Source organism: Amycolatopsis xylanica (genome assembly GCF_900107045.1).
Lineage (GTDB): Bacteria > Actinomycetota > Actinomycetes > Mycobacteriales > Pseudonocardiaceae > Amycolatopsis > Amycolatopsis xylanica.
Genome location: NZ_FNON01000008.1, coordinates 131,954 through 151,751, shown reverse-complemented (window position 1 = coordinate 151,751; position 19,798 = coordinate 131,954). Strand labels below are relative to the sequence as shown.

Below are 19,798 nucleotides of genomic sequence, written 5' to 3'. Positions count from 1 at the left end.
TCGTACTAGCACTGGGAGTCTTCGTGGTCGGCAGGAAAATCCTCGTACTCGGTGTGGTGGGCCTTGTCGCGCTCGCCGGAACACCCGCCTCGGCGAGTCACGGCGTCGACCTGGTCAGCAGGTCGCAGTGGGGCACGCATGGCGACGGCGCGTCGTGGACGCCGGTGATCAGTGCCGATGGCCGGTACGTGGCCTTTCCTTCGGAAGCGTCCACTTTGGTCAGAGGGGATCGCAACGGGGTTTCCGACGTCTTCGTCAAGGATCTCTGGACCGGTTCGGTCGACCGGGTCACCGATGGCGATGGCCCGTCCTACGATCCGCCCGCGCTCAGTGCCGATGGCCGGTACGTCGCTTTCCTTTCCAGCGCCACGAATCTGGTGCCCGGCGACACCAATGGCGTCGACGACGTGTTCGTCAAGGACAGACGCCGGGGGACCGTGGTCTCGGTGAGCGAGGGTGGCAACGCCGCGTCGTACGGATCGCCCGCGCTGAGTGCCGACGGCCGGTTCGTCGCGTTCCGCTCGGACGCCTCGAACCTGGTGCCCGGTGACACGAACGGCGTCGCGGACGTGTTCGTGAAAGACCTTGTCACGCAAGCGATCGAGCGGGTCAGTGTGGCCGCGGACGGGACGCAGGGCGACAAGCTGGTCTCGCACGGCATCGCACTGAGCGCGGACGGGCGGTACGTGGTGTTCCCGTCCGCGGCGACCAACCTGGTGCCCGGCGACACCAACGCGAGCGTGGACATGTTCGTCAAGGACCGGCGCACCGGCGGGATCGTCAGGGCGAACACCGCGGCCGACGGCACGCAGGGCAAGTCGTACACGCTCATGCCGTCGATCACCGCCGACGGCCGCAAGGTCGCTTTCGTCGCCTGGGGCGACACTCTGGTGCCGGGCGACACCGAGGACACGCCGGACGTGTTCGTCAAGGACCTCGTCACCGGCGCGATCTCGCGCGTCAACACCGCCTCGGACGGCACGCTCGCCGAGGCGTCCCCGCTGGGGCCGGTGATCAGCGCGGACGGCAGCACGATCGCGTTCAGCTCGATCTCGTCGAACCTGGTTCCGCATGACACCAACAAGGTCGACGACGTCTTCGTGAAGAACCTGGTCACCGGCAAGACGACGAGCCCGACCGTGCGCGGCGACAGCTTCTCGCTGGCGCCGTCGCTCAGCGCGGACGGCCGGACGGTCGTTTTCGGTTCCTACGCTTCGAATCTGGCGCCGTGCGACACCAACGACGTGCCGGACGTGTTCGTCAAATTCGCTGCCAGGCCTTGAGATCGCGCAGGAGCAGGTAGCAGTCCTGGATCTGTGCGGAGTCGCTGAGCGACCGGTAGATGCCCCATTTGGGGCGGACCCGGTCGCCCAGCCAAGTGTCCACTCCGGACTTCCGCTCGGCCAGTACGGTCTGCCCGCCGCTGCGGATCGTCCACGCGACGGAGCCCGCCGCGCCGTCGCCGATGCCCAGCTCGACCTCGGTGTCGATCCACCTGTCCTGCAGCGGGGCGAGCGGGGTGTGCCCGACGAGCACGTTGCCCTCGGTCACCCTGAACTCGATCTCCGCGAGGGTTCCGGTGCGGCGCAAGGACATCGTGGTGATCGGCAGTGAGCCGAGGCCCGGCATCTTGGTCTGCATGATGTGGGTGAAGCTGCTCGTCGCCTTGAGGCTCGACGGGATGAACATCGAGTAGGCGATGCGCCACGTCTCACCGTTGCCCATCGACAACGCCTCGCCCGCCGTGCGCATGCCGCGCACCTCGTTGCGCTGACGGTCCGTGGCCGTGTCGCGGTCACGTTTGTGCATGTCGAAGCGGAATGTGTCACGGACGGGGTAGATGTGCTTGACGCCGGGGTGCGAGCCCGCGCGGTCGTCCTCGACGCCTTCGAAGGCGCCGAGCCCGTCCTTGCCGGGGACCGGGCTCCAGCGTTGCTGCCACGTGGGCGCCGCGAGCGCGGGTGCGCCGGTCAGCGGGAGTGCGGCCGCGGCGGCCAGCGAGGTCAGCAAAGCCCGGCGAGTGAGCACAGTCTCCTCCAGCGAGATCGTTTCATCGGCGGCGGAAACCGTGCTGATCAGATCACTCGTTCGCCAGAGCTGTCAACGTTTCCTTGCCGAGGTGGGCTTTGCAGACCTCGACCGAGTAGGCCATCAGCCCGCCCGCTTGCGCGTCGCGGAAGATGCGCTGGATCGGCGAGGTGCGCAGGTACCCCGAGCCGCCGCCGACACGCACGCCGAGCTGGGCGATGTCGCGCGCGGCCTCGTTGGCGAGCGGCTTGGCGCGCACGGTCGAACCGATGAAGCCGGGTGAGTTCTGGTCGGCCAGCCACATGCTGTGCCCCGCGTACATCGCGGCCGCGTCCAGTTTGAGCGCGGCGTCGGCCGCCTCGAACTCCAGCCACTGCATGTCCGAGAGCGGCTGCCGGGTGGTCGGGATGGTGCGTGAGCGCGCGTGCTCGGTCAGCGCGGCGAGCGCGGCGTCGGCGATGCCGAGTGAGAGATACGCGAGCCCGGCGGCGATGTGGTTGGGGCGCGGCCCGGACGGCGGGAGACAACGGCGGTCGGCGCGCAGCAGGGTGCCGTCGAAGGTGAGGAGCTGGCTGCGGCTGGCGCGCAGGCCCATGGTGTCCCAGATGGGGACGTAGGTCATCGTGTCGTCCGGCGCGTGGCCGAAGAATGCCGGTGTGCCGTCGACGAGCGCGTTGACGAGGAAATGATCGGCTATTTCGCAGCCGCTCACGAAACGCTTGGCGCCGGTGAGCCGGAAACCGCCTTCGGCCGGTTCGGCGGTCTGCTGCGGCAGCAGGAACAGATTGCCGCATGCCGGTTCGGACAACGCGTTGGCGAAGCGTTTGCCCGCTTTCAGCTCGTCCGCGTAAAAGCTCGCGGCCTCGGGGGCGGACATCTGCACGAGCCCGCCCGCCGCGCCGATGTGCATGAGCCAGATACAGGCCGTGGACGGGCAGGCCGCGCTCAGCAGACGCAGCACCGCGCCGAAGGTGCGGTAACTCAGGTTCTGCCCGCCGTGCTCTTCGGGCAGGGTCGCGGCGTCGAGCCCGCTGGCGTGCAGCGCGCGCAGGTTGGCGAGCGGGATCTCGGCGGACTCGTCGAGTTCCGCCGCGGTCGCGGCGAAACCGGTGGCCAATTCCCTGGCGGTCACCACCCAGTGCGCTTCGTGGGCGGGCGGTGCGAAGGGGTGCGCTGAAACGGTCATGTGTCCATCTTGGCCGAAGGCGCGGCCATACAGTCACGGGTTGGTCTCCACTGTGTATTTACCGGGCGCTGAGCCTCTCTTTTAGAAGCACACTCGGAGACGGACGCGAAATCGCTTTGCGTGAGGGGCAAGAAATGGCCGGACAGAGTCAGATCCCGGAAGATTTCAACGCGCTGTACGACTCGGGCGCGCGGGCTGCCCGGGGCACGCCGCTTTCGGCGCCCTCCCGCACCGGAGGCCACGGCCGGCTCTCGGCCGAGATCCCCGGCCTGCTCGTCGACTACGACGAGGCCACCGGCCTGCCGAACCGCATCGCCGTCGAGCGCCCGGCGGGCAGGCTGACGAGCGTCGGCGCCGCGTCGCCCGAGGAAGCGGCCGCGAATTTCGTGCGCGAGCGCGGTGACCTGTGGGAGCTGTCGCCTTCGGACGCCGCCGGGGTCGAGGTGGTCTCGGTCAGCGGGCGCGGGCTGCCCACGGTGCAGCTCGTCCAGCGGGTCGAGGGCGTCGAGGTGTTCAGCTCGGAGGTCACCGCCGCGATCGGCGGGGACAACCAGGTGATCGCGCTCGCGGGCCAGTTCTTCCCCGGCGCCACGGAGGCGGGCGGGCAGCGCTCGGCAGGCCCGGTGACCTCCGCCGAAGAGGCGATCTCCCGCGCCGCGCACGACCTGACCGGCACGCACTACGAACCCGCCGAGTTCACTCCACTCGAAGGCGAGGACGGCCAGTACCGCTTCTACGCGGTCCCGGAGGCCGACAGCAGGCCCGCGTTCGAACGGCCGGTGCGTGTCAAGGACGTGCTCTTCCCGCTCGGCGACGGCCAGTTGTCACCGGGCTACTACCTCGAACTGTGGATCAAGGGCTTCCCCGCTTTCAGCTACGTCATCGACTCCGTCGATGACCCGGACGTGTTGTTCCGCAAGAACCTCAGTGCCGACTCCTCCTTCAAGTACAAGGTCTTCAACACCGGCGACGCGGTGCTCCGGCCCGAGGACGGCCCGGCGCCGGGCACCCCGCATCCGACGGGCAGGCTCGACGGGTTCCAGGCGCGGACCATTCCCGAGCGCGTGATCGACACCGAGGGCCTCCTCAAAGGCGACCCGTGGCTGCCGGACGGCGCGACGACCACCCAGGGCAACAACTGCTTCGCCTACGCGGACCTCGCCGCGCCGCAGGGCTTCGGCGACGGCGACGTCGTCGGCAAGGCGAGCGCGCCAGGCTGCTTCGAGTACACCTACGACCACAGCAAGGCCGCGAGTGACCCGAACAACCTGCAGTCGAGCCTGGTCGGCATGTTCGTGCACGTGAACTGGCTGCACGACCGCTGGTACGAAGCCGGCTTCGACGAGGCGGCGGGTAACGCGCAGCAGGACAACTTCGGCCGTGGCGGGTCCGGCGGCGACCCGATTCTGGCCGAGGGGCACGACTTCAGCGGCACGGACAACGCGAACATGTCCACCCCCGCGGACGGCGCCAGCCCGCGCATGCAGATGTACGAGTTCGTCGGGGTCAGCCCGCTGCCGAGCCGGACGAGTAATTTCGACGCATTGATCACCTTCCACGAGATGGGGCATTACGTCACCAACCGGCTGGTCGGCAACGCCACCGGCTTGTCCAATCAGCAAGGCCGGGCGATGGGCGAGGGCTGGGGCGATTTCTTCGCCATCTGCATGACATCACAGGCCACCGACAATTTCGCGAACGGCACGTTCGCCGTCGGCGGCTGGACCGACCTCACCTCGAGCTTCCGTGACAACTACTACTTCTCGATCCGCCGTTACCCGTACACGGCCGACCTCGGCAAGAACCCGTTGACGTTCAAGCACATCAGCGCCAACGTCGTGCTGCCGTCAGGCCCGCTGCGCAACCCCAACGGCGGCGGCCCGAACAACGAGGTCCACAACGCGGGCGAGGTCTGGTGCGCCACGCTGTGGGAGGTTTTCGTCAACCTGGTGGCCAAACACGGGCACGCCGAGGCCGAGCGCCGCATGCTCGAGTACGTCATCGGCGGCCTCAAGCTCACCCCCTCCCGTCCCACGTACACCCAAGCCCGCGACGGCATCATCTCGGCCGTGGCAGCGCTGAACGCGGCGGATCTTCCCGAGGTTTGGCAAGGCTTCGCGAAGCGGGGCATGGGCACGGCAGCGGTCTCGCCGCCGTCCTCGTCGTCCTCACTCGCGGGCGTGGTCGAAAGCTTCGATGTACCATGAGACTCGTACTGTTCGATCTAGGGAACACGTTGGAGCAGAACGACATCCTGCTCCCCGGCGCGCTCGAGACCTTGCGCGCGATCAGCGAGCTACCGGCGGCCAAGCTCGCGCTGCTGTCGGACTTCGACATGCCCGCCACCCCGGCGGACATCCCGGAAATCCGCGACCGTTACTACGCGATCCTCGACAAACTCGGCATCCGCTCGTTCTTCGAGCCACTCGAGGAACGGGTCACGCTGTCCACGGACGTGGGTGTGTTCAAGCCCGACAAGCGCGTTTTCCTTGCTGCTGCCGGAAAAGCCGGGGTCGGACTGGCGGACGTCTTCTTCGTGACGGAGAACGCCGACCACGTCCGCGCGGCCAAGGCGCTCGGCATGCGCGCGGTCCAGCTCGGCGGGGACCTCGACAAGCTTACCGACGTGCCCGGGCTGCTCGTCGACGAGACCACGATCTTCCGCACCACCCCCGGCGCGATCCCGGCGGGCTTCCGCTGGGTCCGCATGGGGGACGCCGTGCTCGCCGCCGGGCCACGGGCGGACGTCACGAGTCTGCGGCTCGTCACCCAGAACGGCCGGTTGTTCCAGGAGGAGCATCCGGAGGTGCCGATCCTCCTGGACGGCGGCCGCTACCTCATCGCGGCCGGGGACATCCCGCAGCCGGGAAGTCCTTACGAGCCTTGCTATTCGGTCCGGCCGGTCCCCTGGGACACCGTCGTGCTGGAACGGTTGGCACCGGCGGCCGGGCGCGCCCCGGTGGCCTGGATCCAGGCCTGTGTCGACAAACTGACACGGGCTTCGTTCGAGGCCGACCTGACGAAGCTGGTTTCGTTCACCAGCAGGCATTCCACGAGCCCTGGCTTCGACGCGGCGGCGACCTGGGCCGCCGCCGAACTCTCGGCCGCCGGCTATGCCGTGACCACGGAATCGGTCCCGCTCGGCGGCAAGACCACGCGCAACGTCATCGCCGACCGCCTGGGCACCAATCGCGGCCCGCACGAACTGGTCCTCGTCACGGCCCACCTCGACTCGATCAACCTCGCGGGCGGCCCGGCGCCGGGCGCCGACGACAACGGATCGGGCAGTGCGGGCCTGCTCGCGATCGCCCGCGCGCTCGCCGGCGTCCAGTTCCGCCACGACGTGCGGTTCATCCTGTTCGGCGGCGAGGAGCAGGGACTCTTCGGCAGCCTTCGCCACGTCGCGCAGCTGCCCGCGGGCGAGCGGATGCGGATACGCGCGGTGGTCAACATGGACATGATCGGCACGCTGAACTCACCCCCGCCCTCGGTCCTGCTCGAAGGCGCGGCCGTGTCGCAGCCGGTCATCGACGGCCTCGCCGAGGCCGCGGCGACGTACACCTCGCTGGGCGTGCAGACGAGCTTGCACCCGTTCAACAGCGACCACGTCCCGTTCATCGACGAGGGCATGCCCGCCGTGCTCACGATCGAGGGGGCTGACGGCGCGAACACCCACATCCACAGCGCCCGGGACACCCTGGAGTTCATCGACTACGGGCTCGCGCTGGAGATCCTGCGCATGAACACGGCGTACGCCGCCGGGGTTCTGGAACTCGGCTGAGCGTTGGGGTCGTGAGTGTTGCGGCCGGTTAGAACCGGTCAGAACACTCACGACCCCTGGCCGGTTCCTGCCAACCCAGGGGCAGCCAAGACGGTTACGCTCGGTCCTCGATGGCAGAGGTATTGGTGGTCGAGGACGACGACGAGCTCCGCGCCGCCGTCACCGCCGAGCTGACCGCGACCAGCCTCGCCGTCACCCAGGCCAGGGACATCGCAGAGGCCGACAAGGCGCTTACTAAGGCCTACGACTGCGTGGTCTTCGACCGCATGCTCCCCGACGGTGACTCCGCGGGCTACGTCTACCGGCGGCGTCAGGAGGGCTGGGCGGTCCCGGTCCTCTTCCTCACCTCCCGCGACAGCCTCGCCGACCGGATCGGCGGGTTCGAGCACGGCGGGGACGATTACCTGGTCAAGCCGTTCGCGGTCGCCGAGATGACCGCGCGGGTGCTGGCGCTCTGCCGCCGCTCGGCGGACGGGAGGCCGTCGGTGCTCAGGGTGGACGATGTCGTGCTCGACTCCGCGCGCCGGGAGGTGCGGCGGGGCGGGGTGCTGCTCACCTTGAGCGACAAGGAGTTCGCGGTGCTGGAGTACCTCATGATCCGGAGCGGGCAGGCCGTCGGGCGCGATGAGCTGCTCGAGCATTGCTGGGACACCAGCGCCGATCCGATGTCGAACGTGGTCGACGCCGTGGTGCGCCGGGTCAGGGCGAAGCTGCGGGAACCCGGGGTCATTCACACCGTGCACGGCCGGGGCTACCGGCTCGAGGCTTGAGACGCGCCGATGAACCGCGGATGAACCGGGGCGCGGGAGGCTGCCCGCGTTACCGGAGACGAGCGGGGTGAACGGGATGAAGAGCAAGTCGAATCTGCGGCGGGCGGCCGTCTACGGGGTGGCGGGGCTGGCCACGGCCGCGCTCGGGGCGACCACGGCCAACGCGTTGTTCGAGGGGCAGCCGGAGGTCAAGGACGCCGCGCAGGCGAAACCGGCCGAGCCAGCCGCTCCCGCGCCGGCGCCGGCGAAGGCGCCGGAGCCCGTCGCGGCGGCCAAGCAGGTCGCGCCCGCGCCGGTGCACAAGCCTGCCGTCGCTCCCAAACCCGCCGTCGCTCCCAAACCGGCCGTAGCACCGAAAACGGCGAAGGCGCCCCAGCGCAAGGCGGTCCCGGTGTCGACACAAAAGGCGCCGAAGTACGTCGTGCGAGCCGCGGTCCAGAAGGAAACAACGCCCGTGGTGAAGAGGACCGTGCACCACACGGTCGAGAAGGCCGTCGCGGCGGTCGATCACGCGCAGAAGGCCGTCGACGAGGCCACCGAGCGGCTCGCCAAGGCGCGCAAGCACCTCGAGAAGTCCAAAAAGGACCTGGAGCAGGTGAAACGGCACCACGGCAAGCACCACCACCACTTCAAGATCCTCCCGATCGACATCGCGTCATGACGGCCGCGCTCGACGAACGCCCGGAGGACGACACCTACTACCTCGTCATTCCCGAGGACGTCTGGCTGAACCAGACGCCGGAGCTGCCGGATCCGCCGGAGGAACCCGAGGTCTACGAGGAGGACTTCTACTACCTCGAGCAGGCACGCAAGCCGCTGAGCCTGGCGGCCTGCACCGGGCTCGGGGGAGCTTCGGGTTCGCTGGCCTTCGGGATCGCGACCGGGGCGGTGATCGCGTCGCCGGTGGGCATGGTCGCCGGGATCGCCGCGGGGATCTTCGGCGGGCTGATGGGCAGTTCGCTGGCCGAAGAGCTCTATGACCGCAAGCATTCCTGACCGCTGTACCGGAACAGGGGGATTTCTGTACCGGCGCCGTTAGCCTGCGAGGACGCGAAAGGGGGACTGGTGGGCAGGTCTACGGCAGGCGAGGTCTACGAGCTGATCGCACGCAACGTCCAGGGCGTGATCCGGGGGAAGCCGGAGGTGGTGCGCCTGGCGATCGCCGCGCTGCTCGCGGAGGGGCACCTGCTCGTCGAGGACGTGCCGGGGCTGGGCAAGACGACGCTCGCCCGGTGCCTCGCGCGCAGTATCGGCGGCAGCTGGAACCGCATCCAGTTCACCCCCGACCTGCTGCCGGGCGACATCACCGGCGTCACCGTCTACCACCAGAAGGACGAGCGGTTCGCGTTCCACCCCGGCGGGATCTTCGCGAACGTCGTGGTGGCCGACGAGATCAACCGCGGCACGCCGAAGACGCAGTCCGCGCTGCTGGAGGTCATGGCCGAGCGGCGGGTGACGGTGGACGCGGCAGGCCACGAGGTGCCGAGGCCGTTCCTGGTGATCGCCACCCAGAACCCGATCGAGCTGGAAGGCACCTACCGGCTGCCGGAGGCGCAGCTCGACCGGTTCCTGATGCGGCTGAGCGTCGGCTATCCGGACCTCGAGTCCGAGGTGTTCGTTATCATGAGCGACTGCGCCGGCGTCAGCCCCGACGACCTGCCCGCCGTGGTCGACGTGGCGACGCTGCGCGACGCGATCGCGGAGGTTCGATCGTCGCATTTGGACAGAGCGGTCGTCGAATACGCCGCTAGGCTGGCCGCGGCGACGCGCGAGCACGCGGCCGTGCGCTTCGGCGCCAGCCCGCGCGGCAGCATCGCGCTGGTGCGCGCCGGGCAGGCGCTCGCCGCGACCGACGGACGGCGGTTCGTCACGCCCGACGACATCAAGGACGTCGCCGCGCCGGTGCTGGCGCATCGCCTCGTCCTCACCGCGGAAGCCGAACTCGACCGGCGCGGCGCCGCGGACGTCGTCGCCGATGTGCTCGCCGCGACGCCCGCGCCCGCGATTTCCAGTGTCTAACCGAGGGTCTGAAGCCAGTCCTTGACGGCCTGGTGGAAGTCCGGCGCGTTGGGCGCGTAGTTGATCGAGTGCCCATACCCGTCGAGCAGGTACGTCCGCAGCTGCGCGGCGGGCGCGAAGTACGGCGATTCCGATTGCCGCAAGGCCTCCGCCGACGAGCAGTCGCTGCCGAGCGGCAGGCCGCAGAAGTGCGAGTCACCGCTGCCGACGACCAGCAGCACCGGGACGTTGATCTGCGCCGACGCCGGGATGACCACGGTGGTGAGCGCGATCGTGTCGATCGCCTCCGTCGTGGCGAACACGTCCTTTGTGGACTCGTCGAACGCGATCGCGCCCGGCACGTCAGGACCGGGCGCGTGGAACGAGGTGTACCGGGTGCCGGGCGCGGTGGTCAGATAGCCGGCGTCGAGGCCGCGCCCGCCGAGCTGCGGGTCGAGTGGTGCCGGGATCATCTGCGCCAGCACCGGGACGACGGTGATGTAGTTCATCCGGTGCGTCATGTCGGTGACCAGCACGCCGTCGACGTCGTGGTGGAAGCCCGCCTCGATCATCGCCATCGCGGCGCCGATGGAGTGCCCGCCGACGATCACCTTCGAGAACCGGGGCCGCAGCGTCTGGATGACCTGGTGCACGGCGTTGGCCTGGACGGTCGCGGTCAGGAGCGCGCTCAGCGGCTTCGAGCTCTGCCCGGTGCCGAGCCGGTCGATGGCGAGCGTGGCATAACCCGCGTCGTTCATCGCGAGCCGGAACGAGCGCGTCTCCGGCGTGTACGCGATGTCCCAATAGGACCCGTTGTAGGTGCCGCCGGGAATGAGCACCTGCACGGTGCCGGCGCCGTGGGGTGTGCAGAGCCTGCCGTACATGGTCGCGGGCAGCAGCCCGGCCGTCACCGGCACCCGCACGTCCTCACAGGTCACTTGCGTGGCGCGGGCGGAGCTGGGCACGAGCAGTGCTGCGGCGGCGAGCAGGGTCACGACGCAGAGCCTTGAAAAACGCAAGAGGGGACTACCTCCGAGTGGTCGTCATGGGCATGGTGCTGGGATAGGCGGCCGAGGTGAACCGCACGCGCACCGGCCGGTCCGGCACGGGTGCCAGCCGCCAGCGCGCGGCCACCGTGGCCACGGTCAGGATGATTTCCGTCTGGGCGAAGACATTCCCGACGCACTGGCGGTTGCCCGCGCCGAACGGGATGAACGCGCCCCGCGGCGGTGCGGCGCCCGACCAGCGATCGGGGTCGAACTTTTCCGGGTCAGGGAAGGAATCCGGGTCGAAGTGGAGCGCGTGCGGGCTGACGATGACCTCGTCGCCCGGCTGGATGCGGGCTCCGGCGAGCTCGACCGCCGCGATGGCCCGCCGCATGAGTATCCACACGGGATACATCCGCAGCACCTCGTTGACCACCATCGCGGTGAACTTCAGGCGCGGCACGTCGGCGAAGCACACCGGACGGCCGCCGAGCACCGCGTCGACCTCGGCGTGCAGCCGCTGTTCGACGTCGTGATGCCGCGCGATCTCGTGGAATATCCAGGAAAGCGCGAGCGCGGTGGTTTCGATGCCCGCCGTCAGCAACGTGATGACCTCGTCGTAGACCTGCTGATCGGTCATTTCAACACCACTGTCGTCTCGCGCCAGCAGCAGCATCGACAACACATCACCGTGATCGGTTTCTTCGGCACGCCGGCTCGCGATGACCTCGAGCACGATGGCACGCATACGCTCGATGGCCGCGTCGAACTCGCGATTTCCCTGCAAGGGCAGCTTTTCCATGAAAGCGGGGGAAAGCGCGCGGATCATGCCTTGTTTGATCACGATGAAGATCGACCGGCGCACTTCGCTGATCGCGCGCTGCCCGATTTCGGTGGAGAACAACGTCTCGCCGACAATGGTGACGGCCAGTGCCTGCATGTCCTCGTCGATCTCGCGGACCTCGCCGGGCCGCCACGCCGAAGTGAGTTCTCGTGCGGCTTTGACCATGGTTTCGGCGTAGCGCGCGATGCGCTCGTGGTGGAACGCGGGCTGGATCAACCGCCGCTGCCGCAAGTGGAAAGCGCCGTTCGAGAGCAACAGGCCGTTGCCGACGTACGGTCGGAATTTGTCGAACATGGCGCCTTTGCGGAAACTCGCGCCCTCGGTGACCAGCACGCGATGAGCGAGTTCCGGGCTGGTGACGAAATACGCGGGCAGTGGCCCGAGAAAGACCTTCACGATTTCCCCGTGCGCGCGCAACCCGGCGGTGAAGGCGAAACGTTGTCGCAGCATCGCGGGGGTGTGCCCGAGAAAAGGCCACCGCCCGGGCGCCACCGGGACGGCCATCAAAGACTCCTCGCCGAGTCGTTGGGAAGCGTTCACCATAGGCCCGTCCGGGGGAGGCAGACAGTGCCCGATCGGGTGGTCCGGCCTCACGCCGATGGCGCAGCGACTGGTGACAGCGTGACCGGCTAGGCTCTTCCGCTTCTCCTCACAAGAAGGTGATCATGTGACGCGGCAACAGGAATGGGTTCCGCCGAGTGTGGACGTGTCCGTGCCGAGCATGGCCCGCACGTACGACTTCATGCTGGGCGGCGGGCACAACTTCGCGGCCGACCGCGCGGTCGGCGACCAGATCGAGCGGGCCATGCCGGGCCTGCGCACCGCGGCCAGGGTGAACCGCCAGTTCCTCGGCCGGGTCGTGCGATTCATGGTGGGGCGGGGAATCCGGCAGTTCCTCGACGTCGGCTCGGGAATCCCGACCGTGGCCAACGTGCACGAGGTGGCGCAGGCGGAGAAAGCGGACTGCCGTGTCGTTTATGTCGATCGTGATCCGGTCGCGGTCGCGCACAGCGAACTCATGCTCACCGGTAATGATCGCGCGGCCGTCGTGCACGCCGATATGCGCGACCCCGAGGCCATTCTCGCGAGTCCCGAAGCGCGGCGTCTGCTCGATTTTGACGAACCGGTCGGGTTATTGATGTTGTTGATGTTGCATTGGGTTCCCGACGACTCGGATCCGGCCGGTCTGCTGGCTCGATACAGTTCCGTGCTCGTTCCCGGAAGCTATTTGGCGATCAGTCATGTTTCCGGAGATCATCAAGGCGCGGAGCTGGCCGAGGCGACCGACGCGATCAAGCGCAGCAAGAGTCCCGATCAGGTCAATCTGCGCACACACGCGCAGATCACCGCGTTGTTCGACGGTTTCGAGCTGGTCGAACCCGGTCTTGTCGGATGTGGGGAATGGCGGCCGCACGGCCCCGCCGACATCGCCGACGAACCCGGAATGAACATGCTGGTTTATGCTGGCGTAGGCCACAAGAAAGCGCTCGACCGAGCGTGACGCGGATCAACGAATTCTCTTCCGATTGTGTGACGTCCTTTCATGCTTTCGGCCGAGCGCGGGCAGACGCGTGGTGGGTAAACTGCCGCGCACTGTGCACTCTCACCAAGGCGAGGGAAATGCCGAACCCAAGCCGATCTGAACCCCTGCCCGCCCAGCCGGACCGCGGCCGCTCGCGGGCGGCGCTCGCGCGTAAATGGACGTATCTGCTCAGCGGTGTCGTCGTCGTGCCGCTGGATTCCGAAGAGCTGGGCCGGGAATTGTGCGTCCAGCTCGACATCCTGTGCGACGCGGTGCGCGACGAGGACATCAAGCCGATCCGTCAGGTCGGCGAACGGCTGGTCGCGCTCGGCTATGTAGGCGAAGCGGGAATGCGCTGCACACTCGACGTGCTCGGCAAAGGAATGCTGGCGCTCCCCGAATTCCAGCCGATGGAACGGTTCGCGGAGCGGATTCTGCTCGCGCAGAGCGCGTTGGCGTGCGGATTCCTGGCCGCGGCCCAGCGCGCGGTGTTCGACCAGCAGGAAAGCATGCACCTCTCGCTGCTCAAAGCCGTCCGTGACGCCAAATGGAACCTCAAGGAGAGCGAAGCGCGGTTCGACGAGGTCATCACGTCTTCGTCGAGCGGCGTGCTGATCGTCGGCCTCGACGGCCGGGTGCAGCGGGCCAACGCCGCGGCCGGCGTGATACTCGGGCTCACGCAGTCCGAGCTGACCGGCGTCGAGCTGGCCGAGCTCGTGCACCCGGAAGCCGAGCGGATGCTGCGCGACGGCCTGCGTGCCCTGCTGGACGGCACCAAGGACCGCCTGCGCCAGACCCAGCGCCTGCTACGCAAGGACGGCGACGTCGCCAGGGTCGCGCTGACCGTGTCACTGCTGCGCGGCGCCGACGACCAGCCGAGCCACTACGTCGCCGTCATCGAGGACGGCACCGAATTGATGTTGCTGCAAAGCGAATTGAGCCGCCAGTCGCTGCACGACATGCTCACCGGCCTGCCGAACCGCCAGTTCTTCGGCACCAGGCTGGAGGCCGCGCTGGGTGCGGCGGGCTCCGCGCACGGCGTCACCCTCTTCCACCTGGACCTCGACGCGTTCGGCCTGCTGTGCAACAGCCTGGGCAGACGGGCGGGTGAGCGGCTGCTGGTGCACGTCGCGCAGCGGCTGAGAGCCGTGCTGGCCAAGGAAAAGACGATCATCGCGCGCTTCGACGGCGACGAGTTCGGCATACTGGTGGAGAACACGGCAGGCACCCCGCCGGTCGCCACCATCATGGCCGAGATCAACGCCGAACTCGCCGAACCGTTCTATGTGGACGGTCACGGCCTCGCGGCCTCGGTGAGCGCGGGCATCGTGCACCGCCCGTCGCCCGACATCGACCCGGCCGAGCTGCTGCGCGCCGCCGACCAGACGCTGCGCCGCGCCAAGACGGGCCGCCGAGGCCAGTGGGAACTGTTCGATCCCGCCGCCGACGCTGAAGACAGGTACGCGCACGGCCTCGCCGTGAGCATGCCCGGCGCCTGGGAAAACGGCCAGATCACCGTCCGCTACCGCCCGGTGACCCGGCTCGCCGACGGCAGGCTCGCCGGCGTCGAGGCCGTGCTGCACTGGGAGCATCCCGAGGAGGGCCCGCTCGGCCACGCGCGCTGCACGGAACTGGCGGAGCGCACCGGCCTGATCCTCCCGCTCGGCGACTGGCTGCTGCGCACGGCGGCCGGTCAAGCACACTGGTGGCGCCAGCGGCGCGGCTTCACCCGCCCGCTCGCGGTCGGCCTCACCGCCCACCAGGCCGCCGACGCCCACCTGGTCGCCAGGGTGCTCCAGATCCTCGACGACACCCGCCTGCCGCCCCGGCAGCTGATGATCGGCATGCCGGTCGGCGCGCTGACGATCCCCGGCGCGGCCACCAATCTGGCGAACCTCGCCGAACTCGGTGTGCGCACGGTTCTCGTCGACTTCGGCCTGGCGCCGGACGATCTCGCCGCGGTCCACACCCACGGCGTCCACTTCGTCCGCATCGCCGCGCGCCTGGCAGACCATCAGGCTTCGTACGTCGCCGCGCTGGTCGGCGAGGTCGACGCCCGCGTGGTCGTCGACGGGATCTCGACCGCGGCCCAGGCCGCCTGGTGGCTCGCCGCCGGCGCGGACGGCGGGACCGGATCGTTCATCGGCTCCGCCGTGCCACCAGGCGAGTTCCCGCTTTGACGGGAGCTAGCCCGAAATAGAACTGAACCAGTTTCGTTATGCGGCCGTATCTCCTCCCGTGGGCGCAACCAGAAACCGCCGGAGGAAGACGAATGGGTTACCTGAGAAGCGTTGGTAAGCATCGTAAGCGCGCCACGATCGGCATCGCGTCCGTGCTGGGAGTGGCGGGCATCGCCACCGCCATCTTCACGTCGACGACGCCTTCCAGTGAGGCGGCCGAGAGCTGCCAAGGACTCGATACCGCTTTGGGGAACAACTTGAAGTTCATCGCAGACCAGAAGGCCAACCCTGACCAGCTTTCCGGGGCACGCATCGCGAACCGGCAGGCCGTCGTCGACCTCATCCAGCAGCGGCGGAAGGCTGCTGGCTGCACCGGCGCGGTCGCGGCTCCGATTCCCTTGCCGCAGCCGGAACAGCCGCCGGTCGCCGAGCCGGAACAGCCGGCCGCTGAGCCCGATCCAGCCGAAGAACCCATTGCCGCGCAACAAGTATGCAAGGGTTCGACGGTGACACTCTCGGGTGAGGCGGGCGCCCCGGCGGTCACGAGCAACCAGTTCCCGGTCGGCACCCGGCTCAAAGTGACCAATTTGGACAATGACAAGTCCACCACGGTCGCGGTGAGCGGACCGTCCGGCAGCTGCGCGCTGCTCAACAACGCGGCCTTCGAACAGGTCCGCGAGCCCGGCAAGTTCCTCATCCGGCGCGCTCGCATCGAACGCGTCGGATGATGCCCGGTGGCGTTCACCCGCAGGCGCGGGCGGGTGAACGTCACCATTCTTTCAGCCGCACGTGGTTCAGCCGCACAGCTCCGCGTCGCGCGCGAGCATCGCGGCCTGGACCCGGTTGTCACAGCCGAGTTTGCCGAGCACCCGGCTGACATGTGCCTTGATGGAACCCTCCGAAAGCGACAGTGCGCGGGCGATCTGCACGTTGCCAAGTCCCTTGGCGATGTGCGCCAGCACGGATCGCTCCCGCTGGCTGAGCTGGGCGATCTGCTTGCGGGCGTGCTCGCGGTTTTCCGACGAGCTGGTGGCGAGGTGCTCGACCAAGCTCCGCGTGACGGCGGGGCTGAGGATGGCGTCCCCGGCCGCGACCACCCGCACGGCGTTCACGAGCTCGGCGGCTTTCCCGTTCTTGCACAGGAAACCCATCGCGCCGGCGCGCAGCGCGGGCACCACCTGCTCGTGCGCGTGCGGCGCGGCCAGCACCACGATCCGGGTGTCCGGGGTGTGCGCCCTGATCCGCTCGACGGACGCGAGCCCGTCGAGGTTCATCACCAGCACCTGCGGCACATGCCTTCTGGCGAGTTCGACGGCCGCGACGCCGTCGCGCGCCTCTCCGATGACGTCGAACTCCCCGGCCCGTTCCAGCGCGTCACGAACGCCCGTGCGGAACAGGACCTCGTCGTCGACGATGCCCACGGTGATTCCCATGTCCTCACTCCAGGTCTCTTCGCGGCCGGGACGCCCGGCGCATTCTGAGACACGGACGCGGCGCCGAACCGGCTCAGCCGTCGCGACGAACGGTCCGCGAGTGGTCGGTGTGTCCCGACGAACGGGCCTTCCGCGCCAGATCGAGCGCCGCGTCCGGCCATTCCGGATACTCGAAGGCGAACCCCGCGCCGAGCAGCCGCTCCGGGACGACACGGCGGCTCTTGAGCAGCAGCTCGGTGTCGGACCGCAGTACGAGAGCACCGATCTCGGCCATCCACTTGGTCGCGGGCAGCCCGAGCCTGACCCCGCACGCCCGGCGCAGCGCCCGCATGAAGTCGCGCTGCGGCAGGGGAGCGGGCGCGGCGAGGTTCACTGGTCCGCTCAGCTCGCTCTCGATGAGGAACCGGACCGCGTTGACGAAGTCGGTCTCGTGGATCCACGAGACGTACTGACGGCCGCCGCCGACCGGGCCGCCGAGCCTGAGGCGCGCCATCGCGCGCAGCACGCTGAACACGCCGCCGCGGTCCGGGCTCATCACCATCGCGGCCCGGAGCGCGACCTTGCGCGTGTCCGGCGTTTCGGCCTGGTCCTGGGCTTCTTCCCAGGCTTTGGCGATGTCGACGCTGAAACCCCAGTAGCCGGGGACGCCCGGCTCGGCGCCGCCGATGATCCCGGTGGCCTCGTCGTTGGCCGCGTCGAAGCGGTGGGCGTAGACGGTCGCCGTGCTCATCTGCAGCCAGACCTTCGGCGGGCGCTTCGCGAGCGCGATGGCCTCGCCGACGACCCGCGCCGAGTCGACGCGGGAGTCCATCATCTCCTTGAGGTTCGCCTCGGTGTAGCGGCAGCTCACGCTGCGGCCCGCGAGGTTGATCACCGCGTCGCAGCCGTCGAGCTCGGCCGCCCATGGGCCGAGGGTGCGCCCGTCCCAGTGGTGCGGCCCCGGCCTGCGGCTGAGCACGACGACCTCGTGCCCGTCCCCGGTGAGCGCGCGGCTGAGGATGGTCCCGACCTGCCCGGTGCCACCGGGTATCACGATCTTCATGGCACCGACTGTACGCGCGTTTTGAACGCGTTCAAAAGTGGTGTCGCCGACACCGCGCGGCCGCGGTGCCGGCGACGGTGCTGCCGGGTCAGCCGCCGACGGCGGCCGCGGCGGTGCGGGCGCGGGCCAGGTACTGCTGGTACGCGCCGTTGTTGTAGGTCACCCAGGGCGTCCAGTTACTGCCGCCCGAGGAGATGGTGTACGTCGCGGTCGCCGCCGAGGCCGGGTTGAAGGCCTGGGTGTCGGAGACCTCGGAGTGCCAGTAGGAGTTGATCTGCCAGACGCCGCGGTCGCGGCTGCAGTCGGTGTTGATCAGCACCGCGCGGGTCCAGCCCTGGCTCTCGGCGAGCGCGACGGCGATCGAGATGACGAGCCCGTTGCCGCGCAGACCGGCGTTGCGCGCGTATTGGGCGATCTGCTTGTCGGTCAGGTGTGTGCCGGCGAGTGTGCTCTTCTGTTCGCAGGCCTGGGTGGTCACTTCATCGGCGGTCGCGAACGGCGCGGCGCCGAGAAAACCGGAAATGACAAAAATGGACACGAGAAGGAAGCGGCGCAGTCGTGTCATGCGAACCTCACAGCCATTGTGGGGACGACGGGGCAGGTGACTCGCGCGAGAATGCGAACGTAAGAGGTCTAGACCTTCTGTGTCAACCGCCCGTATCCGGCCGCTTTCGCAGCGTCCTGCGTTGGGTTCATACATCGGATGGGTATCGCTCAGCGGGAGCGAAAAACGGGATTTAGCGCGGATGGAGGTAGACGTCCGGTGTCATAGATCTGATGATTGCCCTATGTCTCGTACTCAGCGTTGGGTAGTGTCCTCGGTCGCGGCAGCCGTGCTGATCTCGGCGGGGGTGGCGGCCACCGCGTCCCCGGACGCCCCGCCGCCCGATACCTGGGTGGCCACCTGGGGCACCGCCAACAATGGCGCGTTGCCCGACGATTGCGCGGGCTGCTCCATTCGCAACCTCGTGCACACGAGCGCGGGTGGCAGTTCTGTCCGAGTGCGACTGTCTAATGTGTTCAGTCCAAAGCCGGTCACGATGTCCCACGTGACCGTCGCGGTCGCCGCGGGCGCCAAGACCCCCGAAGCCGTCCAGGGCTCACTGCGTTCGCTGACCTTCGGCGGCGCCGCGGCGATCACCCTCTCGCCGGGCTCCGAAGTGCTGAGCGACCCGGTCGCGCTCGCCGTCCCGGCGGACGGCAACCTGCTGGTCACGACGTTCACCCCGACCCCGTCGGGCCCGATCACTTATCACCGCAGCGCGTTGCAGACCTCGTTCATCGCCCGCACGGGCGGCGACCACGCCGCCGAAGAAGCGCCTGGCGCCTATACGGAAACCACGGGTTTCACGCACTACCTGGCGGACGTCGAGGTGCGGACGAACTCGGCGCGGGGCACGGTCGTGGCGTTCGGCGACTCGATCACCAGCGGCTCGGGATCGACCTCGGGCACGAACCAGCGCTGGCCGGACATCCTCGCCGACCGCCTGCTCACCCAGCCCGCGTCGCGCCGGCTGTCGGTGGTCAACGCGGGCATCCCCGGCAACGCCTTGCTCACCGATTCGCCGGCCACCGGCGGCGTCAACGCGCTCGCCCGCCTCGACCGCGACGTCTTCGCGAAGTCCGGCATCCGCACGGTGATCATCGCGCTCGGCATCAACGACGCGAAGACCGACGCGGCCACCCCGGCCCTGATTTCCTCGGCGCTGCAGCAGATCGCCGCCCAAGCCCACGCCCGCGGTATCCGCGTGGTGATCGGCACGCTCGGCCCGTTCAAAGGCTGGCATTCGTACACCGAGGCCTACGAACGGAATCGCGTGGCGGTGAACAAGTTCATCCGCGACAGCAAGGTGTTCGACGCGGTGGTCGACTTCGACGCCGCCTTGCGCGATCCGGCGGACCCGCTCACACTCCGCCCCGAATACGACTCGGGTGACCATTTGCACCCCAACAACGCGGGCTACAAGGTCATGGGCTCGGCGGTGGATCTGTCGGTGCTTTGAGTCTGGTGCGGGAAAAGCCGGTGTC

Annotated in this window: 18 protein-coding genes; 11 read left to right on the top strand and 7 right to left on the bottom strand. The window is 68.6% G+C overall.

Translation table 11 applies throughout. From position 1 onward, the window contains the following. Nucleotides 1-23: 23 nt before the first annotated feature. Complete coding sequence (locus BLV57_RS32270) at nt 24-1,283, top strand: TolB family protein (RefSeq protein WP_091295429.1); 1,260 nt, start codon at nt 24-26, stop codon at nt 1,281-1,283. Here the strand turns inward: BLV57_RS32270 and BLV57_RS32265 are convergent. After that, nucleotides 1,261-2,028: a Tat pathway signal sequence domain protein gene (locus BLV57_RS32265; RefSeq protein WP_176968903.1), complete on the bottom strand. Its 768-nt coding sequence runs from the start codon at nt 2,026-2,028 to the stop codon at nt 1,261-1,263. The genes BLV57_RS32270 and BLV57_RS32265 overlap by 23 nt on opposite strands. A gap of 52 nt (nt 2,029-2,080) precedes the next feature. Further along, the gene (locus BLV57_RS32260) at nt 2,081-3,214 is read right to left on the bottom strand and encodes an acyl-CoA dehydrogenase family protein (RefSeq protein ID WP_091295425.1); all 1,134 of its coding nucleotides are present in this window, start codon (nt 3,212-3,214) and stop codon (nt 2,081-2,083) included. 134 nt (nt 3,215-3,348) lie between these two features. Between BLV57_RS32260 and BLV57_RS32255 the strand changes: the two genes are divergently transcribed. The 6 genes from BLV57_RS32255 (at nt 3,349) to BLV57_RS32230 (ending at nt 9,784) form a co-directional block, all read left to right on the top strand. Further along, complete coding sequence (locus BLV57_RS32255; RefSeq protein ID WP_091295422.1) at nt 3,349-5,421, top strand: M36 family metallopeptidase; 2,073 nt, start codon at nt 3,349-3,351, stop codon at nt 5,419-5,421. Continuing rightward, on the top strand, nt 5,418-6,995 hold the full coding sequence (locus BLV57_RS32250) for a M28 family peptidase (RefSeq protein WP_218134923.1): 1,578 nt from the start codon (nt 5,418-5,420) through the stop codon (nt 6,993-6,995). The genes BLV57_RS32255 and BLV57_RS32250 overlap by 4 nt, the downstream gene beginning before the upstream one ends. 110 nt (nt 6,996-7,105) lie before the next feature. Continuing rightward, nucleotides 7,106-7,765, top strand: a complete 660-nt coding sequence (locus tag BLV57_RS32245; protein WP_176968902.1) for a winged helix-turn-helix domain-containing protein — start codon at nt 7,106-7,108, stop codon at nt 7,763-7,765. A 76-nt stretch (nt 7,766-7,841) separates the two neighbouring features. Further along, complete coding sequence (locus tag BLV57_RS32240) at nt 7,842-8,426, top strand: hypothetical protein (RefSeq protein WP_091295418.1); 585 nt, start codon at nt 7,842-7,844, stop codon at nt 8,424-8,426. After that, on the top strand, nt 8,423-8,761 hold the full coding sequence (locus BLV57_RS32235) for a hypothetical protein (RefSeq protein WP_091295415.1): 339 nt from the start codon (nt 8,423-8,425) through the stop codon (nt 8,759-8,761). The genes BLV57_RS32240 and BLV57_RS32235 overlap by 4 nt, the downstream gene beginning before the upstream one ends. A gap of 69 nt (nt 8,762-8,830) precedes the next feature. Continuing rightward, a complete protein-coding gene (locus tag BLV57_RS32230) occupies nt 8,831-9,784 on the top strand; it encodes an AAA family ATPase (RefSeq protein WP_091295413.1) in 954 nt (317 codons plus the stop codon). On the opposite strand, the gene BLV57_RS32225 is transcribed toward BLV57_RS32230, so the two are convergent. Then, entirely contained in the window at nt 9,781-10,758 is a 978-nt protein-coding gene (locus BLV57_RS32225; RefSeq protein WP_245757612.1) for an alpha/beta hydrolase, read from the bottom strand. The two genes, BLV57_RS32230 and BLV57_RS32225, sit on opposite strands and share 4 nt — an antisense overlap. Before the next feature lie 31 nt (nt 10,759-10,789). Then, entirely contained in the window at nt 10,790-12,097 is a 1,308-nt protein-coding gene (locus BLV57_RS32220) for a cytochrome P450 (protein WP_091295411.1), read from the bottom strand. A 163-nt stretch (nt 12,098-12,260) separates the two neighbouring features. Between BLV57_RS32220 and BLV57_RS32215 the strand changes: the two genes are divergently transcribed. From BLV57_RS32215 to BLV57_RS32205, 3 genes are all read left to right on the top strand, one after another. Next, complete coding sequence (locus tag BLV57_RS32215) at nt 12,261-13,094, top strand: SAM-dependent methyltransferase (protein ID WP_091295408.1); 834 nt, start codon at nt 12,261-12,263, stop codon at nt 13,092-13,094. 119 nt (nt 13,095-13,213) lie between these two features. Continuing rightward, a complete protein-coding gene (locus BLV57_RS32210; RefSeq protein WP_091295407.1) occupies nt 13,214-15,295 on the top strand; it encodes a putative bifunctional diguanylate cyclase/phosphodiesterase in 2,082 nt (693 codons plus the stop codon). A gap of 92 nt (nt 15,296-15,387) precedes the next feature. Continuing rightward, complete coding sequence (locus BLV57_RS32205) at nt 15,388-16,023, top strand: hypothetical protein (protein WP_091295404.1); 636 nt, start codon at nt 15,388-15,390, stop codon at nt 16,021-16,023. Nucleotides 16,024-16,089: 66 nt separating this feature from the next. Here BLV57_RS32205 and BLV57_RS32200 read toward each other — a convergent pair whose 3' ends face one another. The 3 genes from BLV57_RS32200 to BLV57_RS32190 form a co-directional block, all read right to left on the bottom strand. After that, a complete protein-coding gene (locus BLV57_RS32200; RefSeq protein ID WP_091295402.1) occupies nt 16,090-16,728 on the bottom strand; it encodes a LuxR C-terminal-related transcriptional regulator in 639 nt (212 codons plus the stop codon). A gap of 73 nt (nt 16,729-16,801) precedes the next feature. Further along, complete coding sequence (locus tag BLV57_RS32195) at nt 16,802-17,770, bottom strand: TIGR01777 family oxidoreductase (RefSeq protein ID WP_091295399.1); 969 nt, start codon at nt 17,768-17,770, stop codon at nt 16,802-16,804. An 88-nt stretch (nt 17,771-17,858) separates the two neighbouring features. Beyond that, nucleotides 17,859-18,335, bottom strand: a complete 477-nt coding sequence (locus BLV57_RS32190; protein ID WP_091295396.1) for a transglycosylase SLT domain-containing protein — start codon at nt 18,333-18,335, stop codon at nt 17,859-17,861. Between the two features lie 247 nt (nt 18,336-18,582). Between BLV57_RS32190 and BLV57_RS32185 the strand changes: the two genes are divergently transcribed. Further along, nucleotides 18,583-19,773, top strand: coding sequence for an SGNH/GDSL hydrolase family protein (locus tag BLV57_RS32185; protein ID WP_245757610.1), 1,191 nt, complete (start codon nt 18,583-18,585; stop codon nt 19,771-19,773). The last annotated feature ends 25 nt before the right edge of the window (nt 19,774-19,798 follow it).

Excerpts from the sequence above, each read along its gene's own strand:
- BLV57_RS32260 (WP_091295425.1), bottom strand. The coding sequence starts at position 3,214 with ATGACCGTTTCAGCGCACCCCTTCGCACCGCCCGCCCACGAAGCGCAC.
- BLV57_RS32255 (WP_091295422.1), top strand. The coding sequence starts at position 3,349 with ATGGCCGGACAGAGTCAGATCCCGGAAGATTTCAACGCGCTGTACGAC.
- BLV57_RS32250 (WP_218134923.1), top strand. The coding sequence starts at position 5,418 with ATGAGACTCGTACTGTTCGATCTAGGGAACACGTTGGAGCAGAACGAC.
- BLV57_RS32245 (WP_176968902.1), top strand. The coding sequence starts at position 7,106 with ATGGCAGAGGTATTGGTGGTCGAGGACGACGACGAGCTCCGCGCCGCC.
- BLV57_RS32240 (WP_091295418.1), top strand. The coding sequence starts at position 7,842 with ATGAAGAGCAAGTCGAATCTGCGGCGGGCGGCCGTCTACGGGGTGGCG.
- BLV57_RS32235 (WP_091295415.1), top strand. The coding sequence starts at position 8,423 with ATGACGGCCGCGCTCGACGAACGCCCGGAGGACGACACCTACTACCTC.
- BLV57_RS32220 (WP_091295411.1), bottom strand. The coding sequence starts at position 12,097 with ATGGCCGTCCCGGTGGCGCCCGGGCGGTGGCCTTTTCTCGGGCACACC.
- BLV57_RS32210 (WP_091295407.1), top strand. The coding sequence starts at position 13,214 with ATGCCGAACCCAAGCCGATCTGAACCCCTGCCCGCCCAGCCGGACCGC.
- BLV57_RS32205 (WP_091295404.1), top strand. The coding sequence starts at position 15,388 with ATGGGTTACCTGAGAAGCGTTGGTAAGCATCGTAAGCGCGCCACGATC.
- BLV57_RS32200 (WP_091295402.1), bottom strand. The coding sequence starts at position 16,728 with ATGGGAATCACCGTGGGCATCGTCGACGACGAGGTCCTGTTCCGCACG.
- BLV57_RS32195 (WP_091295399.1), bottom strand. The coding sequence starts at position 17,770 with ATGAAGATCGTGATACCCGGTGGCACCGGGCAGGTCGGGACCATCCTC.
- BLV57_RS32190 (WP_091295396.1), bottom strand. The coding sequence starts at position 18,335 with ATGACACGACTGCGCCGCTTCCTTCTCGTGTCCATTTTTGTCATTTCC.